The sequence below is a fragment of the Rhizobium lusitanum genome (assembly GCF_014189535.1).
Taxonomy (GTDB): Bacteria; Pseudomonadota; Alphaproteobacteria; order Rhizobiales; family Rhizobiaceae; genus Rhizobium; species Rhizobium lusitanum_C.
The window spans coordinates 1,735,212-1,755,193 of record NZ_CP050308.1; the positions used below are offsets into that span (position 1 = coordinate 1,735,212).

At 61.0% G+C, this 19,982-nt stretch carries 20 protein-coding genes; 11 read left to right on the forward strand and 9 right to left on the reverse strand.

Going from position 1 to position 19,982, the window contains the following annotated elements:
* The first annotated feature begins 133 nt into the window (after nt 1–133).
* Together gltX and lysS are read left to right on the forward strand one after the other, a co-directional pair.
* Nucleotides 134–1,591 (forward strand): glutamate--tRNA ligase, encoded by a 1,458-nt coding sequence (gltX, locus tag HB780_RS22135; protein WP_183696600.1) that lies wholly within the window; start codon nt 134–136, stop codon nt 1,589–1,591.
* A gap of 15 nt (nt 1,592–1,606) precedes the next feature.
* Nucleotides 1,607–3,103 carry a lysine--tRNA ligase gene (gene lysS, locus HB780_RS22140; RefSeq protein ID WP_183696603.1) on the forward strand — a complete coding sequence of 499 codons (1,497 nt, stop codon included), beginning with the start codon at nt 1,607–1,609 and terminating at the stop codon, nt 3,101–3,103.
* Between the two features lie 82 nt (nt 3,104–3,185).
* Here the strand turns inward: lysS and HB780_RS22145 are convergent, their stop codons facing one another.
* The 3 genes from HB780_RS22145 to HB780_RS22155 are packed head-to-tail and all read right to left on the reverse strand — an operon-like array spanning nt 3,186 to nt 6,254.
* Nucleotides 3,186–4,349 (reverse strand): Gfo/Idh/MocA family protein, encoded by a 1,164-nt coding sequence (locus HB780_RS22145; protein ID WP_183696606.1) that lies wholly within the window; start codon nt 4,347–4,349, stop codon nt 3,186–3,188.
* 17 nt (nt 4,350–4,366) lie between these two features.
* Entirely contained in the window at nt 4,367–5,290 is a 924-nt protein-coding gene (locus HB780_RS22150) for a sugar phosphate isomerase/epimerase family protein (RefSeq protein WP_183696609.1), read from the reverse strand.
* A gap of 49 nt (nt 5,291–5,339) precedes the next feature.
* On the reverse strand, nt 5,340–6,254 hold the full coding sequence (locus tag HB780_RS22155) for a sugar phosphate isomerase/epimerase family protein (RefSeq protein WP_183696611.1): 915 nt from the start codon (nt 6,252–6,254) through the stop codon (nt 5,340–5,342).
* A gap of 207 nt (nt 6,255–6,461) precedes the next feature.
* Here HB780_RS22155 and HB780_RS22160 point away from each other — a divergent pair, with 207 nt between their 5' ends.
* Together HB780_RS22160 and HB780_RS22165 are read left to right on the forward strand one after the other, a co-directional pair.
* Nucleotides 6,462–7,466: a LacI family DNA-binding transcriptional regulator gene (locus HB780_RS22160; protein WP_183696614.1), complete on the forward strand. Its 1,005-nt coding sequence runs from the start codon at nt 6,462–6,464 to the stop codon at nt 7,464–7,466.
* A 99-nt stretch (nt 7,467–7,565) separates the two neighbouring features.
* Nucleotides 7,566–7,850 carry a hypothetical protein gene (locus tag HB780_RS22165; RefSeq protein WP_183696617.1) on the forward strand — a complete coding sequence of 95 codons (285 nt, stop codon included), beginning with the start codon at nt 7,566–7,568 and terminating at the stop codon, nt 7,848–7,850.
* Between the two features lie 41 nt (nt 7,851–7,891).
* On the opposite strand, the gene HB780_RS22170 is transcribed toward HB780_RS22165, so the two are convergent.
* Nucleotides 7,892–8,728, reverse strand: coding sequence for a hypothetical protein (locus tag HB780_RS22170; RefSeq protein ID WP_183696620.1), 837 nt, complete (start codon nt 8,726–8,728; stop codon nt 7,892–7,894).
* Between the two features lie 194 nt (nt 8,729–8,922).
* Here HB780_RS22170 and HB780_RS22175 point away from each other — a divergent pair, with 194 nt between their 5' ends.
* A complete protein-coding gene (locus tag HB780_RS22175) occupies nt 8,923–9,831 on the forward strand; it encodes a LysR family transcriptional regulator (protein WP_183696623.1) in 909 nt (302 codons plus the stop codon).
* Nucleotides 9,832–9,856: 25 nt separating this feature from the next.
* Here the strand turns inward: HB780_RS22175 and HB780_RS22180 are convergent, their stop codons facing one another.
* A complete protein-coding gene (locus HB780_RS22180) occupies nt 9,857–10,498 on the reverse strand; it encodes a dihydrofolate reductase family protein (protein ID WP_183696626.1) in 642 nt (213 codons plus the stop codon).
* Between the two features lie 313 nt (nt 10,499–10,811).
* Between HB780_RS22180 and HB780_RS22185 the strand changes: the two genes are divergently transcribed.
* The 6 genes from HB780_RS22185 to HB780_RS22210 all read left to right on the forward strand — a co-directional run bounded on the left by HB780_RS22185 (nt 10,812) and on the right by HB780_RS22210 (nt 16,757).
* Nucleotides 10,812–11,972, forward strand: coding sequence for an ABC transporter substrate-binding protein (locus HB780_RS22185; RefSeq protein ID WP_183696629.1), 1,161 nt, complete (start codon nt 10,812–10,814; stop codon nt 11,970–11,972).
* A 172-nt stretch (nt 11,973–12,144) separates the two neighbouring features.
* Nucleotides 12,145–13,131, forward strand: a complete 987-nt coding sequence (locus tag HB780_RS22190) for an ABC transporter ATP-binding protein (RefSeq protein WP_183696632.1) — start codon at nt 12,145–12,147, stop codon at nt 13,129–13,131.
* Nucleotides 13,128–14,099 (forward strand): ABC transporter permease, encoded by a 972-nt coding sequence (locus HB780_RS22195; RefSeq protein WP_183696635.1) that lies wholly within the window; start codon nt 13,128–13,130, stop codon nt 14,097–14,099. Before HB780_RS22190 ends, HB780_RS22195 begins: the two co-directional genes overlap by 4 nt.
* Complete coding sequence (locus HB780_RS22200) at nt 14,089–14,904, forward strand: ABC transporter permease (protein WP_007700687.1); 816 nt, start codon at nt 14,089–14,091, stop codon at nt 14,902–14,904. Before HB780_RS22195 ends, HB780_RS22200 begins: the two co-directional genes overlap by 11 nt.
* Before the next feature lie 12 nt (nt 14,905–14,916).
* A complete protein-coding gene (locus HB780_RS22205; protein ID WP_183696638.1) occupies nt 14,917–16,344 on the forward strand; it encodes a gamma-aminobutyraldehyde dehydrogenase in 1,428 nt (475 codons plus the stop codon).
* Between the two features lie 239 nt (nt 16,345–16,583).
* Complete coding sequence (locus HB780_RS22210) at nt 16,584–16,757, forward strand: DUF1328 domain-containing protein (RefSeq protein WP_183696641.1); 174 nt, start codon at nt 16,584–16,586, stop codon at nt 16,755–16,757.
* Nucleotides 16,758–16,782: 25 nt separating this feature from the next.
* Here HB780_RS22210 and HB780_RS22215 read toward each other — a convergent pair whose 3' ends face one another.
* The 4 genes from HB780_RS22215 to HB780_RS22230 all read right to left on the reverse strand — a co-directional run bounded on the left by HB780_RS22215 (nt 16,783) and on the right by HB780_RS22230 (nt 19,982).
* A complete protein-coding gene (locus tag HB780_RS22215) occupies nt 16,783–17,457 on the reverse strand; it encodes a DUF1345 domain-containing protein (RefSeq protein WP_183696645.1) in 675 nt (224 codons plus the stop codon).
* 109 nt (nt 17,458–17,566) lie between these two features.
* A complete protein-coding gene (locus HB780_RS22220) occupies nt 17,567–18,298 on the reverse strand; it encodes an SDR family oxidoreductase (protein WP_183696648.1) in 732 nt (243 codons plus the stop codon).
* 107 nt (nt 18,299–18,405) lie between these two features.
* On the reverse strand, nt 18,406–19,530 hold the full coding sequence (locus HB780_RS22225; RefSeq protein ID WP_183696651.1) for an extracellular solute-binding protein: 1,125 nt from the start codon (nt 19,528–19,530) through the stop codon (nt 18,406–18,408).
* Nucleotides 19,530–19,982: a MaoC family dehydratase gene (locus HB780_RS22230; RefSeq protein WP_183696654.1), complete on the reverse strand. Its 453-nt coding sequence runs from the start codon at nt 19,980–19,982 to the stop codon at nt 19,530–19,532. Before HB780_RS22230 ends, HB780_RS22225 begins: the two co-directional genes overlap by 1 nt.

The window sequence follows — 19,982 nt, forward strand, 5'->3', positions numbered from 1 at the left end:
CCCAAACGGAAAACGCGGAATTGAAGCGGCAAGACGCCATTTTCCGGCCAGTTTCCTGATCCAGATAAACATTTCCAGCCCGGCAGCGCTTATCCCACGCAGCGGCCTGGCTTTTTCTGACGGGCAAACAAAAATGACCACTTCAGGCGTTCGCGTCCGCATCGCACCCTCCCCGACCGGCGAGCCGCATGTCGGCACCGCCTATATTGCGCTGTTCAATTATCTCTTCGCCAAGAAGCATGGCGGCGAGTTCATCCTGCGCATCGAAGACACCGACGCGACGCGCTCGACGCCGGAATTCGAAACCAAGGTGCTCGACGCGCTGAAATGGTGCGGCCTAAAATGGTCGGAAGGTCCCGATATCGGCGGCCCCTACGGCCCCTATCGCCAGAGCGACCGCAAGGACCTCTACAAGCCCTACGTCGAGAAGATTGTCGATGCCGGCCACGGCTTCCGCTGCTTCTGCACGCCCGAGCGGCTTGAAAAGATGCGCGAAGGCCAGCGCGCCGCCGGCCTGCCACCGAAGTATGACGGGCTCTGTCTGAACCTTTCGGCCGAGGAAGTCTCTACGCGCGTTGCCGCCGGCGAGCCGCATGTCGTACGCATGAAGATCCCGACCGAAGGCTCCTGCAAGTTCCATGACGGCGTCTATGGCGACGTGGAAATTCCGTGGGATGCGGTCGACATGCAGGTCCTGCTCAAGGCTGACGGCATGCCGACCTATCACATGGCCAACGTCGTCGACGACCACCTGATGAAGATCACCCATGTGGCGCGGGGCGAAGAATGGCTTGCCTCGGTTCCGAAGCACATCCTGATCTATCGCTATCTCGGCCTAGAACCGCCGGTCTTCATGCATCTGTCGCTGATGCGCAATGCAGACAAGTCGAAGCTGTCGAAGCGCAAGAACCCGACATCGATCTCTTATTACACGGCACTCGGCTACATCCCCGAAGCGCTGATGAACTTCCTCGGCCTGTTCTTCATCCAGATCGCCGAAGGCGACGAGCTGTTGACCATGGACGAGCTGGCCGAAAAGTTCGATCCGGAAAACCTCTCCAAGGCCGGCGCGATCTTCGATATCCAGAAGCTCGACTGGGTGAACGGCCGCTGGATCCGCGAAAAACTGTCGGAAGAGGATTTCCAGCAGCGGGTGCTGACCTGGGCGATGGAAAACAGCCGGCTGCAGGAAGGCCTGAAGCTTTCGCAGTCGCGTATCACCAAGCTTGGTGAACTGCCTGATCTTGCCGGTTTCCTCTTCAAGTCCGACCTCAACCTTGATCCAGCCGCCTTCGCCAGGATCAAGTCGACGCCGGAAGAGCTGTTGGAAATCCTGAATACGGTGCAGCCGGACCTCGAAAAGATCCTCGAATGGAATGTGGAGACGATCGAAGCCGAACTGCGCGCCATCGCCGACCGCATGGGCAAGAAGCTGAAGGTCATCGTCGCGCCGCTCTTCGTCGCCGTATCGGGCTCCTCGCGTTCGCTGCCGCTTTTCGATAGCATGGCGATCCTCGGCCGTTCCGTCGTGCGCCAGCGGCTGAAACTTGCCGCCCAGACCGTTGCGACCCTCGTCGGCCCGAAGAACTGAACCGGACGTAGAACCATGAACGACAAGACCGAAACATCAGCCCTCTCCTCCGACGCAACGGAAGTTCGCGCCCAGAAGCTCAAGCTGCTGCGCGAAAAGATCGGCGACGTCTATCCGGCGCATTTCCACAGGACGCTGACCAATGCCGAATTGACGGCGAAATATGAGGGCCTGGAGCCGGACATCGAAACCACCGATGTCGTCACCGTCGCCGGCCGTGTCTACTCGTCGCGCAATTCCGGCATGTTCATGGATATCCATGATGCCTCCGGCAAGATCCAGATCTTCAGCCACAAGGACGTCACCGGTGAAGACGCCCGCTCCCTGCTGCCGCTGATCGACATCGGCGACATCATCGGCGTCACCGGCATCGTCCGCCGCACCAAGCGCGGCGAGCTGACGATCAACGCCCAGCAGATCACCATGCTGACCAAGTCGCTGCTGCCGATGCCCGAGAAGTGGCATGGCCTGTCCGATATCGAGCTGCGCTACCGCAAGCGCCATCTCGACATCATGACCAACGAAGAATCCAAGCTCCGCTTCCAGCAGCGCAGCCGCATCGTCTCCGGCATCCGCCGCTTCATGGAAGAAGACGGCTTCATGGAAGTCGAGACGCCGATGCTGCATTCGGTCTATGGCGGTGCCACCGCCGAGCCGTTCAAGACGCATCACAACACGCTGAAGCTCGACATGTATCTGCGCATCGCGCCGGAACTGTTTCTGAAGCGCACGCTGGTTTCGGGCCTTGCCGACAAGGTGTTCGAGATCAACCGCAACTTCCGCAACGAAGGCGTCTCCACCCGGCACAATCCTGAATTCACCATGATGGAGTGCTACTGGGCCTATGCCGACTACGAGGACGTCATGGACCTAGTCGAGCGCCTGTTCTCGACGCTGGCGCTGTCGATCCACGGCACTACGGAATTCGCCTTCGGCGACAAGCAGATCTCCTTCAAGGGTCCTTTCCGTCGCGTGCCGATGCCCGACGCCGTCAAGGAGGCGACCGGTATTGACTTCCTGGCGATCAAGACCGACGAGGAAGCCCGCGCCGCCTCCAAGGCCGCCGGCTTCGCCGTCGAGAAGGACGCAACCTGGGGCGAATGCCTTGCCTTCATCTTCGAGGAGAAGGTGGAAGGCACGCTGATCCAGCCCTCGCACGTCACGCATTTCCCGAAGGACATTTCGCCCTTCGCCAAGGAAGTGCCGGGCGAGCCGCGCCTCGTCGAACGCTTCGAGACCTATTGCAACGCATGGGAACTCGGTAACGCCTTCTCGGAACTCAACGATCCGGAAGAGCAGCGCGCCCGCATGGTCGAACAGCTCGAGCAGGCGCATGCGCGCGGCGAGAAGCAGAAGGAACTGGACGAGGAATTCCTCGACGCCATCGACCAGGGCATGCCGCCCGCCGGCGGCCTCGGCATCGGCGTCGACCGCCTGATCATGCTACTGACCAACTCCCCGTCGATCCGCGATATCATCCTGTTCCCGGCACGACGCGCCAAGGCGGACTGAGCCGGCTTCGCCGGAACAACATTAAAAACGACAAAGGCCGCCAGGGCAATCCATGGCGGCCTTTGTCGTTCATTCGATAGCGTTATTCGTAGTCTACCCAGATGGCACCGGCATCAGCGGACCGCACGCAGTTTTCCACCCATCGCACGCCCTCAAGGCCGGCATGGACGTCGGGGAAGCCGAGCTCCTCCATTCCGGCCGGCGCGAGACCGCGCTGCCCGTCAATGGCAAAGCCGAAGCGCCGGTAGAGATTGGCCCAGGCTTCGAACAGACCCTCCGGATGGCCACCGCCGATGCGGTCGTCGATCCGGGCTTCCGGATAGAGATAGTCCATGCCCCGTTCAAGGATGCGCACCGGCTCGCCCTGAATCTCGTAGGAGAGCTGGTTGGGACGCTCGTCCCACCATTCGACGCTCGCCTTTGACCCGACGATGCGGACCTTCTGGCCATGCATGGAGCCGGCATTGACGGCGCTCGACCAGACGGTTGCGAGCGCGCCGTTGTCGTACTCCATCAGGGTCACGGCGTTGTCCTCAAGCGGCGCCCGGCTCTTGACGAAACTCTGGCGCGTGCACATCAACCGCTTGATCTTCAGATGCGGCAGGATGACTTCCGAAATGTAGAGCGGATGCGTCCCGACATCGCCGAGCACATAGCTCGGACCGGCGAATTTTGGATCGACGCGCCAGCGTGTGGATGGGTTCAGCTCCTCCACCGCCTCGCTGTGGAAACCATGGGCGAACTGCAAATTGACGATACGGATCTCGCCGAGATCTCCGTTCTTCACCATCGCCCGCGCCTGCTCGATCATCTGGTGCCCGGCATAGCCGTAGGTGACGCCGACGATGCGGTTCCGCGCCTGCGAAAGCGCCTTCAGCTCTTTGGCCTCGGCAACGGTGAAGCAAAGCGGCTTCTCGCAGATGACATGCAGATCATGCTCTAGCGCGGCCTTGCAGATGGCGAAATGGGTGTTGTTCGGAGTCGCGATCGAGACGGCCTCAATACCGTCAACCCGCTTGGCCTCCGCGGCAAACATGGCCAGGTAATCCGGATAGCTGCGCGCCTCGTCGAGCCCAAGCTCCACACCGAAGGCGCGACCGCGCTCTGGGTCGATATCGAAGGCGCCGGCCACGAGTTCGAATATGCTGTCCCTGAGTGCGGCCGAGCGATGAATATAGCCGATCTGGCTGCCGCGTCCGCCTCCGACCATGCCCCAGCGGATCGGCTTTCTCTTCAGTCCTGACATTATCCTATTCCCTGTTCCTAGAAGCCGACCGACCGCAGATAATCGCGGCTTTCCTTCACATCCTCGAGGCTTCCCGCCACGCTCAACGGATCGCGTTCCTGCTCGACGGTGATGAAACCGTGATAGCCGATCTCGTCGAGCGTCCGCTTCACCTCGGGGTAGTCGACGATGCCCCGGCCGATCGGGCACATGACGCCCTGGGCACAAGCCTCGAAGAAACGGATCCTCTCGCCGAGCACGCGCTCGAACACCGCCTGGTCGATATCCTTGAAATGGACATAGTCGAGCCGGTCCGCGTAGCGCCGCAGCGTCTCCACGGGGTCCATGCCGGCATAATAGGTATGGCCGGCATCAAGGCAGAAGCCGGCCGTCTCAGCCGGCACATCCCTGGCGATCCGCTCGATCTCGTCGGCAAACTCGATATAGCCGCCGGCATGCGGATGGATGACGGCGCGGACACCGTATTTGTCCCGGGCAAGCTCGGCGATGGCCTTGATGTTGGCGACCATGCCGGCCCAATCCTCGTCGGAAAGCCGCGGCGCGCGCTCAGGATGACCGGCGGCATAATCCCGCTCGTCATGGCCCCAGTCCATAACGGTGAGATAGGGCGTCTTGAACCGCTGGCCGTCAACCTGCTCCGGCTGTGGCAGCCTGGTGATCACGGCGCAGATCTCATCCGTCTGGCGGAGCAGGTTCTGGCGATTGTCCGGAGAGACAAGGTCGTCGAAGATCGTTCCGGCGACAATGAAGAGATTGCGCTCGGAGAGCGCCCTGGCGACTCGCTGGTGGTCGAGCGGCACATAGCCATATGGCCCAAGTTCAAGGCCGCCATAGCCGGCCGCGGCGGCTTCGTCGAAGACGCGCTCCCAGGCCGGCAGGTTGGGATTGTTGACGTCATCCACGCCCCAGCAGCATGGAGCGGTCGTAATCGTGATGGTCACGGGGTCATTCCCTGTCTGATATTGGTAAAGTCGATTGTCGGCCCTGTGATCAGAGGCGCTTCGCCGGCCAGTATTTGTCGACGTATGTCTGGATTTCCGAGCGCATGAACTTTCCGGAAGCGTCAGCCCGCTCTTCCCAGCCGAAGACGCAAGCCGTGACGATGCCGTCGAAGCCGACTTCCGCCAGCGACGAGAAGAAGACCTCCCAGTCGATTTCGCCCTGGTACATGTCCATATGCTGGTGGATCGTCACCTTCGCGCCCGGCGGATTGACGATGTAGCGCAGGCCGGAAGAGGCCTTGTGGTTATAGGTGTCGGCCACATGCACATGGTTGATCAACGGACCCGCATCCCGGATCATCTTCGCCATGTCGTCGCCGAAGTAGAATGTGTGCGGCGCGCAGTAGAGGAACTTCACATTATCCGAACCGATTGTCTTCAACATGTCGATCGCCGGATGCAGCGTCTCGCACCAGTCTTCCGGATGCGGCTCCATGTTGAGGGTAACGCCTTCCTTTTCGAAGACCGGAACGAGTTCCTCGATCGAGCGCCACCACGCCGCCTCGCTATGTTCGTGGGTATGCATGCCGCCGCAGCAGTTCGAGCGGTGGCTCCGGTCCGGCGAAGGGCCACGGCCAAATTCCGAGTTCATCGTGTCGCAATCCATCTCGACGGCGATCCGGATCGCTTCCTTCCAATAGCCGACCGCTGCCTGCCGCTCATCTTCGTGCGGGCTTGCCCAGCGATACATCGGCAGGAGCGATGCGAGCTTGACGCCGTGGTCCTTCAGCGCCGACTTGAATTCGGCAATGCGCTCCTTGTGGGCACGCGGCCGCACCCACCAGGGAAGGAAATCGTCGCGCGGCGACAGTTCGATATGGTCAAAGCCAAGCTCTGCTGCCTTGCGGCAAAGCTGATCGAGCGGCAGGTGCCGGTGCATATGCGGGTCGAGTGCGATCTTCATGGGGCTCCTCCGTCATCCGACGTGACCACGAGCGGGCCAACGGATGATCTTTCGTCTGGATCGTTTTGGGATTCGGTTTTCCTCCCGAATTGCCCGGAGGATAGGCCCGCACCGTATTGGCTCTCCAATCCTTCCTTGATCAAATTTGATCATTGGCGTAGGTCAGCACGGATGCAGGGCTGGAACTGCTGCTGCCGGAGGAGTGGGATGACGAAAGTCACCTTGAAGGATGTGGCGGAAGAGGCCGGCGTCGGCACGGCCACGGTTGAGCGCGTCGTCAACGGCCGTGGTGGCGTCAGGCCCGAAACCGTGGAAAAGGTGTTTCTCGCCGCCAAAAGGCTGAACTACCGGCATGCGCTCTCGAACGCCCATCGCGGCCTCATCCGCATCGAGGTGATCCTGGTGCGGCCGGAAACCAGCTTCTATTCGCGGATGAACCAGGCCTTCGAGCGCATCGCTGCCTCGCTCGACCATGGTATCGTCGTTCACCGCACCTTTGCCCGGGAAAACGACCCGGCGGACTTCGCGCACTACATCGCCAATCCGAAAGTCCGCAGATCGGCGCTGATCGTTGTCGCGCCCGACCATCCGGACGTGGTCACCAGCGTCAGAAAAGCACGCGACCTCGGGATTCCCGTCGTCCAGATCATGACCCGCCCGGCGCCGGAGCTACCCTATGTCGGTATCGACAATTACGCCGCCGGTCGCACGGCCGCCTACTATATGTCACGTATGCTGGCCGGACAGACTGGTTCCTTCGTGGCGCTCTGCCACAGCGGCGCTTACGAGAACCACAAGGAACGCATTCGCGGGTTTTCCGCCTATCTCGCCGAACAAGGCTCGAACGCCCACACCTTCACCGAGGTGATGTTCGATCTCGACGACGAGCACAATGCGATGGAATTGCTGCGCGCCGCGCTTGACCGCGACCCGACGATCATCGGCGTCTACAGCGCAGGCGGCGACAATGTCGCCGTCGCATCCGTTCTCCGGCAACACCGGCAGCGAGGGATCTTCTGGGTCGGCCATGAACTGACTGAGCAGACACGCGGCTACCTGCGCCAGGGCATCCTGTCGATCGTGCTGGATCAGGCGCCGGAGATCCAGGCGCGCCGATCGATCGACCTAATGTTGAAGACATTGGGCCTGATCGATGTCGAGGTCAGCGCGGAGCCGGTGCGCTTTCTGACCGTGACCTCGGAGAACCTCTGAACCAATGGCGGTTACAGGTGGCCATTGCCTCCAGATGGCGTATAAGTCCCGCCAATCGCAGCGACATCTTCGCCGCCCGCAAATCAAAGGTGCCAATCCATGACCGACAAAGACAACTCGACCGCGGATACCGAGAATGAACAGCAGCGGCTGGCCGATCTTGCCGAGATCGGCGATGTCGACCTGTCTCAGTTCGCGCCGGGGACTTTCGGCTGCCACGAGGCAATGCACACAGCATCGCTCATGCTCGACATGACCGACGATCACCTGCTGCAACACCCCGCCATCCTCGCCGATCCGGAATTCTACCGTCTCGCCGGCAATGTTCACGAGGCACTGTTCGCGCTTTATCAGGCCATCGGCGAAAAGCATCTGGCGGATTGAGGATTTTTATCTTCGGTCCGAAGCAGCGACGTTAGCCCGGCTCAGTTCGTCACCGGCGACCGCCGGCTGCTGGCGCCCGTCATCGTCGGGTCGACACCCGGCGATGGTCCCGCATTCGGGTCGGTGGCGTCGACGCCGATGAATTCGGCGCCTTTGTCTGTCTCAGGCGGCACGTTGCCGGTCGTTGCCGGTTCGCGCTGCTTGGGCGAGGCATGGGCGGCTTCCTTCGCCGCTGCCTTTTCTTCCGCGGCCACCGCTGCCTTACGCTTGTCCGTCTTGGCGTCGCCACCCTTGTCGTTCTCGGCGGCCAGCGGATTATCGCAATCGTTATAATTCTTTAGCGCCGCCAGTGTCTCGTCGATATCGTTGGGCAGCATATTGATCTGCTCGCCGTAAAACAGGCCCTGGGCGCTCGCATCGCCATTGTAATAACGCGCGGTGACCGGCGCCTCAACGGCGCCACCCGCAACCTTATCGGGATGCGGCGCATAGACGACATCGGCGCCCAGCGCCCGTCCGCGAATATCGGATCGCAAGATCGGGCCGTTCCTGTCGAGAACCACCACCTGAACCAGATCCGGCTTCTGCTCTTCATAGACGGCCTTGGCGACCCGAAGCGCGGTTTTCACGCGCGTCAGCCCGTCCGTCGGGTCGGTTCGGATATATTTACGTACCCAGAAGCGGTTTTCCTTGCGGATGGTGATGAGGCTGACATTGCTGCATTCCAAGCCATTTGGAGAGGCCGAAGCAAAACCTTGAAGCCTGTCCTTGCCCAGATAAAGCGCGAAAGCGCCGGAGGAGCCTATCAACAAGGCCACTCCGCCGATGAGGACGACAAGCTTCCGGGGGGACCGGAACATATGCAGTAAGGCGCTCACGCCAACTGCTCCAGCATAAAGCACTCCAGCACGACAAGATGATTAGCCCTCACGTTAGGGATGCGGCGTTTCGGAATGCTTAAAACAGAAATGAAACTTGTCCCGCTCTCGCTGCTTTTACCAAAAAAGGTCCAAGCCTTTCAGGCCGACGCCGGTCCTTGCCTTGCACCGCGCGGCCATGCTCTAACCGGGACATGGCGTTCACCTTGAGACAGCTTCAATATTTCGTCGCCGTGGCGGAACAGGGCTCGGTCACCCGCGCCGCGCAAAACCTATCGATCTCGCAATCCTCGGTTACCGAAGCCGTGAAAGAACTGGAAGGCGATCTCGGCGTCGAGCTGTTCGACCGCCACCCGCGCGGGCTTACCATCACCCATAACGGCCACCAGTTCCTGCGCCACGCAACGAAGATCCTCTCGACCGTTTCCGACGCCCGCACCAGTTTTTCCGGTCAGCAGAATGCGACCGGCGGCACCTTGAACATCGGCGTCACCTCACTCGTCGCCGGCTATGTGCTGTCCGACCTGCTCGCACGCTATCGCCGCGTCTGCCCCGGCGTCGAGGTCAGCGCCATTGAGGACAATGGCGGCTATCTCGAACATCTTCTGGTCGGCGGCGAGCTCGACGTCGCCGTCATGGTCATTTCCAACCTGCGCGACCGCATGGCACTACAGGCCGAAATCATCGAGACATCGCCCTATCGCCTCTGGCTGCCCATGGGCCATCCGTTGGTTTCCGCCGATATCATCAGCGTCGCCGACATTACCCGCGAACCGCTGATCATGCTCACCATCGACGAGATCGAGGAAAACACCGGCAAGCTGCTGACGGCGCTCGGCGCCCGCCCGCATGTCGCCTTCCGCACCCGCTCCGTGGAAGCGGTGCGCAGTCTGGTCGCCACCGGTGCAGGCGTCGCGCTACTGCCGGACCTCGTCTACCGCCCCTGGTCGCTGGAGGGCGATCGCATCGAGAGCCGCGACGTCTCAGGCTCACTGCCGGTCGTCCAGGTCGGCATGGTCTGGCGCAAGGGCTCCAGCCTGCCGCAGGCCGCCCGCGATTTCGTCGGCGTCGCCGAGAGCATGCGCTCGGGGCGGCAGCGATAGCGCCATAGCCTCTCAATCTCCAACTCTATTTCGCGAGAACAATATGCGTGGCTCGATCTGTCGGAACATGTTCGATTGTCCGGTATCCCAGAGCATGGAGATCAATGCCGTTGAAGAGCGGTTCTCCTTGGCCAAGCACGGTGGGGACAAAAGCAAGGTGAATTTCATCGACATGGCCGGCCTGAACATATTGCCTCACAGTCTCGGCACCGCCGCCAATCTTGATGTCTTTTACGCCTGCCGCTTCGCGCGCCTTTTGCAACGCCTCATCAATGCCACCTGTGACAAAGTGAAATGTCGTCCCACCGAGCATCTCGATTGATGGTCTGGGATAATGTGTCAGTATGAAAGTCGGTGCGTGATAAGGCGGATTGTCGCCCCACCAGCCTTTCCATTGATCGTCCGGCCATTCCCCACGAATAGGCCCAAACATGTTACGGCCAAGGATGAAGGCACCGAAACCTTCCATCGCGCGCTGGCCGAACCGATCATCTAGGCCCGTTTCTCCGTCGTCTTTTCCGAGCATCTGACGAAACGCCCGCGTCGGGAAAAACCACTGAAAAAGTTCCTCGCCTCGCAAACCAAGCGGCCGATCTAAACTCTGATCGATACCCGCAGCGAAGCCATCAAGCGAGACACTGAACCCAGCAACTTTTACTTTAGTCAATTGTACCTCCATACATGCCGGCACTATAGGGCAGAGATCCGCGCCGGCGCATTGCGGCTAACTCCGTTCACTAGGACGATTGGCGTTGTCGGGAGTCGACAACTTATTTTATATTTTTTCGATCATACCGAATGGATGGAGAACCCCTTTCCCTCTCCGCCACATGATGGAACTTTTTGGAATCGGAATTTCCGATATCGCCTTTCTGATAAATGAATTTGCGAATGCGGCGAAATCGGGTCACCTTTTCTTCCGGGAACAAAAGCCAGCCACTGGCTCCATAATATCAAGGCTCAAAAACCGGGAGACTCCGATGAAGCATTTGCTGAAATCATGCACGGCTGCACTCGCATGCCTAAGTTTCGCCACGCAGGTCATCGCCGCCGAGCCGCTGAAGACGCTTGGCAAGGGCGAAGGAGCCGTGAGCATCGTCGCCTGGGCCGGCTATATCGAGCGCGGCGAAAGCGACAAGAGTTACGACTGGGTCACCGGCTTCGAGAAAGAGACCGGCTGCAAGGTCAGCGTCAAGACCGCCGCGACATCGGATGAAATGGTGGCGCTGATGAACGAAGGCGGCTTCGACCTCGTCACCGCTTCCGGTGACGCATCGCTGCGGCTCGTTGCCGGTAAGCGCGTCCAGCCGATCAACACGGATCTGATCCCGAGCTGGAAAAATCTCGACGACCGGTTGAAGAATGCGCCTTGGCATACCGTCAACGGCGTTCACTACGGCATACCCTATCTCTGGGGGCCGAACGTGCTGATGTACAATACCGACGCCTTCAAGGATCAGGCACCGAAGAGCTGGAATGTCGTCTTCGAGGAAATGACCCTGCCGGACGGCAAGTCCAACAAGGGCCGCGTCCAGGCCTATGACGGCCCGATCTATATTGCCGACGCCGCTCTCTACCTGATGGCCCACAAGCCGGAACTCGGCATCAAGGATCCGTACGAACTCAACGAAGACCAGTACAAGGCCGCTCTCGATCTGTTGCGCGGCCAGCGCAAACTGGTCAGCCGCTATTGGCATGACGCCATGATCCAGACGGACGATTTCAAGAACGAAGGCGTCGTCGCCTCCGGCTCCTGGCCGTTCCAGGTGAACCTGTTGCAGGCCGACAAGCAGAAGATCGCCTCGACCTTCCCCGACGAAGGCGCGACCGGATGGGCCGATACCACCATGCTGCATGTCGACAGCGAGCATCCGAACTGCGCCTATATGTGGATGGAACACTCGCTGCAAGCCAAGGTCCAGGGCGACGCCGCCGCCTGGTTCGGTGCCGTGCCCTCGGTTCCCGCCGCCTGCAAAGGCAACGAACTGCTCACCGACAGCGGTTGCGCCACCAACGGCTATGAGCATTTCGACAAGATCAAGTTCTGGAAAACCCCGGTCGCCAAGTGCACGAGCGAGAGCGAATGCGTGCCTTACCATCGCTGGGTTTCCGACTATATCGGCGTGATTGGGGGCAGATAACTCACGCCGATCACGGCGATCGTCTCTCCATCGCAAGGAGTGGCGATCCCGCCGGGACGATGAGGGGAGCGGCATCCACAGCCCCTCGTCGCCTCGCCGAGCCCCCTCCGAAGGGAGAGGGCAAGATGGAAATATGCGCCCTATCATCTCTGCATATCCTTGGAGCACCCCAATGACCGCCGTTCGTTTCCAGCAGGTATCGCGCCATTTCGGCCAGGTCCGCGCCGTCGACCGCGTCGATCTGGAGATCGCGCCCGGCGAATTCTTCGCCATGCTCGGCCCCTCCGGCTCCGGCAAGACCACCTGCCTGAGATTGATTGCCGGCTTTGAGCAGCCGAGCGGCGGCCATATCGAGATTTTCGGCGAGACCGCCGAGGGCGTGCCGCCCTACCGGCGCAACGTCAACACCGTGTTTCAGGACTACGCCCTCTTCCCGCACCTCAACATCCTCGACAACGTCGCCTACGGGCTGATGGTCAAGGGCATCGGCAAAGTGGAGCGTCTGCGCGCCGCCGAACAGGCACTGGAAATGGTGAAACTGCCGGGGTACGGCGCCCGCCGCCCCGGCCAGCTCTCCGGTGGCCAGCGGCAGCGCGTGGCGCTCGCCCGCGCGCTCGTCAACAAGCCGAAAGTCCTCCTTCTCGACGAGCCGCTCGGCGCATTGGACCTGAAGCTGCGCGAGCAGATGCAGGAGGAGTTGAAGAGCCTGCAGCGCGCACTGGGCATCACCTTCGTCTTCGTCACCCACGACCAGGGCGAGGCACTGTCCATGGCCGACCGCGTCGCCGTCTTCAACAATGGCAAGATCGTGCAAGAGGGCACGCCACACGACATCTATCAGCGGCCGAAGACCAGATTCGTCGCCGATTTCGTCGGCTCCTCCAATGTGATCGCGCCCGAGATCATGTCATCGCTTGGCGGCGAACGACGCTGGGCGAGCCTGCGGCCCGAGGCTATCCGTGTTGGCGATAGTGCCGGCCTTGCCGCCACTGTGCAGGCAACCAACTTCCTTGGTGCCGCCACCCGCCTCTCCGTTGAAACGCAAGGCACACGGCTACATGTCACCGTGCCGGCCGGCCAGCCGATCCCGGAAACCGGCGCCTCGGTCCGCCTCGCCTGGGCACCTGCCGACGTGCACTATATGGACGACGCGGCATGACGATGGCGAGCATCACCACCGCCGCGCCTGCGCCCACATCGATACTGCCAAGCCGGGGCGGTTTCTTCGGCCGCCTTTCGGATCTCTTCTGGCGCCGCCCGAAGCTCTTCCTCTTCCTGATGCTGACGCCGCCACTGCTCTGGCTCGGAATCATCTATATCGGCGCGCTGATCGCGCTGCTGCTGCAAAGCTTCTTCTCGATCGACGATTTCTCCGGAATGGTGAACTATGAATTCACGCTCGCGACCTATGCGCAGCTGTTGAATTCCGCCAATTTCGACATCATCGTCCGCACCGTCACCATGGCGGCGCTAGTGACCATTGCCTCCGCCTTCGTCGCCTTCCCGATTGCCTATTATGCCGCGCGCTATGCGCAGGGGAAATGGAAAGCGCTGTTCTATCTCGGCGTGATGCTGCCGCTCTGGTCGAGTTACCTCGTCAAGGTCTATGCCTGGAAGCTGATCCTCGCCAAGGAAGGCATTCTGACCTGGCTTTTCGGCAAGCTCTACCTCGGCTGGCTGCTCGATGGCGTGCTTGCCTTGCCCATCATCGGCGGCAACTCGCTGTCGGTGAGCTATATCGGCACCTTCCTTGTCTTCGTCTACATCTGGCTGCCTTACATGATCCTACCGACACAGGCCGCCCTTGAACGCGTGCCCACCAATCTGCTCGAAGCCTCCTCCGATCTCGGCGCCATGCCAAACCAGACCTTCCGCACGGTGCTGCTGCCTCTGGCGCTCCCCGGCATCGTCGCCGGCTCGATATTCACCTTCTCGCTGACGCTCGGCGACTACATCATCCCGCAGATCATCGGCTCGTCGCGCCTCTTCATCGGCCAGGCGGTCTATGCGCAGCAGGGCACGGCCGGCAATGTGCCGCTCGCCGCCGCCTTCTCGGTGGTGCCGATCGTCATCATGGCCATCTATCTCTGGATCGCCAAGAAACAGGGGGCCTTCGATGCGCTCTGATCGCGGCCAACGCGCCTCCCTGCCCCTGAAGACCGCCGCCGGCTGCGGCCTACTCTTCCTGCATCTGCCGATCCTCTTGATCTTCGTCTATGCCTTCACGACGGAAGAAAAGAGCTATCAGTGGCCGCCACCCGGCTTCACGCTGCAATGGTTCGGCATTGCCTGGAACCGGCCGGATGTCTGGTCGTCGCTGGCGCTGTCGGTGCAGGTGGCAACCATCGCCACCGCCATTGCCCTGGTGCTCGGCACGCTTTGCGCTGCCGCCGTCAGCCAGACGAAATTCTTCGGCCGCGAGGCGATCTCGCTGCTGGTCATCCTGCCGATCGCGCTCCCCGGCATCATCACTGGTATCGCGCTGCGATCGGCCTTCAGCCTGTTCGACATTCCCTTCTCGGTCTGGACCATCGTTCTCGGTCACGCCACCTTCTGCGTCGTGGTCGTCTATAACAATGCCGTCGCCCGCTTCCGCCGCACCTCCGGTTCGCTGATCGAGGCCTCGATGGACCTTGGCGCCGATGGCTTCCAGACCTTCCGCCATGTTATCCTGCCGAATATCGGCACGGCGCTGCTGGCCGGCGGCATGCTCGCCTTCGCGCTGTCCTTCGACGAGGTCATCGTCACCACCTTCACCGGCGGCCAGCAAATGACGCTGCCGATCTGGATGCTGCAGGAGCTCATTCGCCCGCGCCAGCGCCCCGTCACCAATGTCGTCGCCATGGTCGTGGTGCTCGTCACCTTCCTGCCAATCCTGGCAGCCTATTATCTTACCCGCGACGGCGACCAGATCGCCGGCGGCGGCAAATAAAGGGAGATTATTATGGACATCCAAATGCTGATCGGCTCCCGCTTCGAGGCGGGCACGGAAACGGAAGAGCATATCCTCAACCCAAAGACCGGCGAAACCGTGCTCAACCTGCCTGAGGCGTCACTCGGTCAGATCGACGCCGCCGTCGACGCTGCCGAAAAGGCGTTCACGAGCTGGTCGCAGACCACGCCCGGCCAGCGCTCCACCTATCTCCTCAAGATCGCCGACGCCATTGAAAGAGATGCCGAGGGCTTTGCAGCGCTGGAAGCGCTCAACTGCGGCAAGCCGATCAATGCCGTGCTCAATGACGAGATCCCCGCCATCGTCGATTGCTATCGCTTCTTCGCCGGCGCGGTGCGCAACCTGCATGGCCCGGTCGCCGGCGAATACCTGCCCGGCCACACCTCGATGATCCGCCGCGATCCGATCGGCATCGTCGGCTCCATCGCCCCCTGGAACTACCCATTGATGATGATGGCCTGGAAGCTGGCGCCGGCCATAGCCGGCGGCAACACCGTCGTCTTCAAACCTTCCGAACAGACGCCGCTGACGGCACTTAAGATGGCGAAGCTGCTGGCGGATATCCTTCCCGAAGGCGTCGTCAACGTTATCCTCGGCCGTGGCGAGAGCGTCGGCAACGCGCTGATCAACCATCCGAAGATTGGCATGGTGTCGATCACCGGCGATGTCGCCACCGGCAAGAAGGTGTTGCAGGCCGCCGCCAAGACAGTGAAGCGCACGCATCTGGAACTCGGCGGCAAGGCCCCGGTCATCGTCTTCGACGATGCCGATATCGACGCCGTCGTCGCCGGCATCCGCACCTTCGGCTATTACAATGCCGGCCAGGACTGCACCGCAGCCTGCCGCATCTATGCAGACGCCAGGGTCTACGATAATTTCGTCGCCGACCTCACCTCCGCCGTCTCCAGCATCAAGTTCAATCTGGCCGACGACACCGAAAACGAAATCGGCCCACTGATCTCCAAGCGCCAGCGCGACCGCGTCGAAAGCTTCGTCGCCCGCGCCGCCGAACACAAGCACATGGAGATCACCACCGGCGGCAAGACGTCCGGCGACCGAGGCTTCTTCTACGCTCCGACCATCGTTGCCGGCGCGACGCAGGACGACGAGATTGTTCGCCGCGAAGTCTTCGGCCCCGTCGTCTCCGTCACCCGCTTCACCAATCCCGACGACGCCGTCGCCTGGGCCAATGACAGCGACTACGGCCTCGCCTCCTCCGTTTGGACCAAGGACATCAGCCGTGGCATGCAGACCGCCGCCCGCCTGCAATATGGCTGCACCTGGATCAACACCCACTTCATGCTGGTCAACGAAATGCCGCATGGCGGGCTCAAGCAATCCGGCTACGGCAAGGACATGTCAGTCTACGCTCTGGAGGACTACACCGCCGTCCGGCATGTGATGATCAATCATGGGTAGGAGTGAGGCGCGGTTCGGCGCAACCGAAGCAATCGACCCAGAGGGTCGATTGCAGCGACGAACGCCCTGAGCCAAAGCGAAGAGCCGGCTGGTGCGGCATACACAGATCCCATTTCGCCTTCGCGGGCGAGGTGGGCTCCTGTAGAGCAGCACAGCCTTCACTCCTCGATCAAAACGGCAGCGGAACAATTTCCCGTTTCATGCGTCTCTACTGAACGCAATGCAGAGGAGATTTCCCCATGCTGAAATGGGCCATTATATTCTTCGTGATTTCCCTGATCGCCGGCTTTTTCGGCTTTTCCGGCGTTTCGGCCGCAACGGCAAAGATTGCCCGTGTGCTCTTTGCCATCTTCCTGATCGTCTTCCTGTTGTTCCTGATCATGGCGGTCACGGCCGGCAACATGGTGCTGTGACGAGCGAGTGATCCGAGGGCGAGCCTTATACCAGGCTCGCCCCGACATTGATCGCCAACGCCAGGATTGTCGTATTGAACAGGAACGACAGGATGGAATGCAGCAGCACCAGCTTGCGCATGCTGACCGAGGAAACGCCGATATCGGCGGTCTGGGAGGCAACGCCGATGGTGAAGGAGAAATAGAGGAAATCCCAATAGATCGGCTCCTCCACCGGCGCGGCGAACACCAATCCCTCCCCCTTGCCCGGGCCGCCATAAAAGCGGTGCGCGTAGTGGATGGTGAAAAGAATGTGCAGGAACGCCCAGGAGATCAGGATCGTCACGATCGCCATCGCGACGCGGAAAAACGCCACCTCGGGCGGTGCATCCTTGATGCCCAGCAGATCCAGGGCGATGCCACCAATGCTGGCGACCGCCGCGGCGATCGACAGGAACAAGAGCAATGCATCCGAGAAATCAAGATCGGCGGAACGCTGGCGGATACGACGCGCATCGGCCGTTAACATACGGTACAAGCTGTAGAGGATATAGGTGACGGCGGTCGTATCCCAGGCGATGAGCATATTGCTCGCATTCACGGTGCGTGAGGTCAGAAGCAGGAAAACCGCTACTCCGATCGCAATGGCAACTAGAATTACCTGATGCTTGCGCAGCAGCACGAGGCTTCTAGAACGATGCAGCTGTCCGTTCACGCCCATGCCATTCTCCAGATTGCAAATCGTCTCTCAGACGCCGATTCGCCGATGAGAGTGGCAAATAAAAGGAGACCCCGCAATGCGGAGCCTCCGATCCGAAGGAAGATGGCGCTCAGGCCGTCCAGCCGCCATCGACGACGTGGATCTGGCCGGTGGTGAAGCCCGCCTCGTCGCCGGCGAGATAGGTTACCAGCGCGGCGATCTCCTCGGCATTCGCAATCCGGCCCATCGGTTGGCGGGCGATGAAATCGGCCATCGCTTTTTCGTAGTCGCCGGTGGCGCGCAGGCGATCATGCAGCGAAGGGCTGTCGACCGTGCCGGGGCAAATGGCATTGGCACGGATGCCCTTGGAGACGAAATCGGCGGCGATCGATTTGGTAAGCCCGATGACAGCGGCCTTGGAGGCGCAATAGGCGAAACGGTTCGGCACGCCCTTCACGCTGGAGGCGACCGACGCCATGTTGACGATTGAGCCCTTGCCCTTTTCCAGCATGCCCGGCAAGAAGGTGCGGCAGGTCGTGTACATCGCCTTGGCATTGAGATTGAATGAGAAATCCCAGTCCTTTTCCTCGCAGTCGAGGATCGTGCCGGCATGCACGAAACCGGCGCAATTGAAGAGCACGTCGATCGGGCCGATCTCACTAGCGTAAGCCTTGACCGCAGCACTATCGAGCACGTTCAGCACATGCGTGCTGGCGCCTTCCAGCGTCGAGAGCGTCTGCTCATTGATATCGGTGGCGTAGACATGCGCGCCGAGCGAAATGAAGCGCTCCGCCGTCGCCCGACCAATGCCCTGCCCCGCCGCCGTGATGACGACCTTCTTGCCTTCCAATCCGTGACCCATAATCCTGATCCTTTCCTCCATGGCTTGATTCCGATCCGGAGAAGCCCAAGGCTGTCTCCGGATAAGAACAAGCGAAAACAGATAGCTAGAGCCGCTTCACTCTAGCCTCAAAACGATTGCGCGAAGCGCCGGTTGAGTTTGTCGATGAGGACTGTATGCCGCTCGGCGGTGCGCAGTCCATGGGTAATAATCTCCGAAGCCTCACTTTGAAACGCCATATAGCCATCATGGCGCGGCCGGACATAAGCGCCTTCAAGGGTAGCCCGCGTATGACGGTAGAAATCGAGCGCCGACGCGTTGACCGCATCGCTGACCCAGGCATCGGCGTGACCCGGCTGGCCATTGCTTTCGGCGTAGAGGCCCGCCTGCACCGGCCCGCTGGCGATCCACCGCGCGAAGGCTTTGGCCTCCTCCGGCGCCGCCGTCCCAGCCGAAACGGCGATCCCCGTACCTCCAAGTGCGGAACCGTCGGACGATCTGCCATCGATCACGGGCATATCGGCAAAGGCGATACGCGCCGAGCGGAATCCTGCGAAGGAATAGCTGACATAGCCGTAGATGAAAGGCGTAACATCATAACGGCTATCCGGCTCGCCCATGAGATCGAACACGGCGATCGGGTCCATGTCATAGCATTTGGGATCCATCCCTCTGAGGATCCGCGCCATCCAGTCGAGCACGACCTCGCCATCCGCCCTGGCGATGAACTCCGGTCCCTCAATGCCGCAGGGCGTGCCGAGATGCGCCGCCAGCGTGAAGAAGGTCATCAGCACATGCGGCGAGCGCATCGGCAGGATCGCCCTGCCCTTCTCAGCCAGTGAAATGATCTCGGCGAGATCGGTGATCGGCCCACTCAGCCGATCCGGTCGGTAAGCCTGGACTTGCGTTGCCGCGTCGATCGGGAAGGCCCATTGCCGGCCCTGCCAATGGTAGCTCGGATAGGACCGGCCGACCGTGCCGGCGGCGATTGCCGCAAGCTCGTCCACATGCTCCGCATCATCAAGCGGCAGCAGGCAATTCTCGCGGGTGATCTGGCCGACATGCGGATGGTCGATGACGATCAAATCATACGCGGCGGCAAGCTCTTCGACCGGGAAGGTCTCGAATTCCTGCAGCGAACGCTTCTCCCAGGCGATCTCGACACCGGTCTTTTCCAACCAAAGCTTCGAACAGGCCACCATCGGGTCGTAGCCGCGCGGATGCGACCAGGTCATTCCCTTGAGCTTCACCATCAGCCTGCCGCCCTGCGTTCGACGATCAGAATATGGTCGGCGGCGAGCACGACCTCGTCGCGCTGATTGAGCACCTCGCAGCGCTCGACAACGCGACCGGACACCGGGCGCTTCGGATCGTCTTCTTTCGCCGATATCGTCACCCGCGTGCGGATCGTGTCGCCGATATGCACCGGCCGGATGAACCGCAGCCGGTCGTAGCCATAGGAGAATGCGACAGGGTTGATCAGCGAGGCCGTCAGCCCGACGCCGATCGAGAAGATCATCGTGCCATGCGCGATACGCTGACCGCCGGGCAGGGTCTTGGCGAATTCCGCATCCATGTGATGCGGAAAGAAATCACCGGTATGGCCGGCATGGACGACGAAATCAGTCTCGGTGATCGTCCGCCCGGTCGTCGTCCTGACATGGCCGAGTTCATAGTCTTCGAAATAGATTGTCTGTTCGGCCAT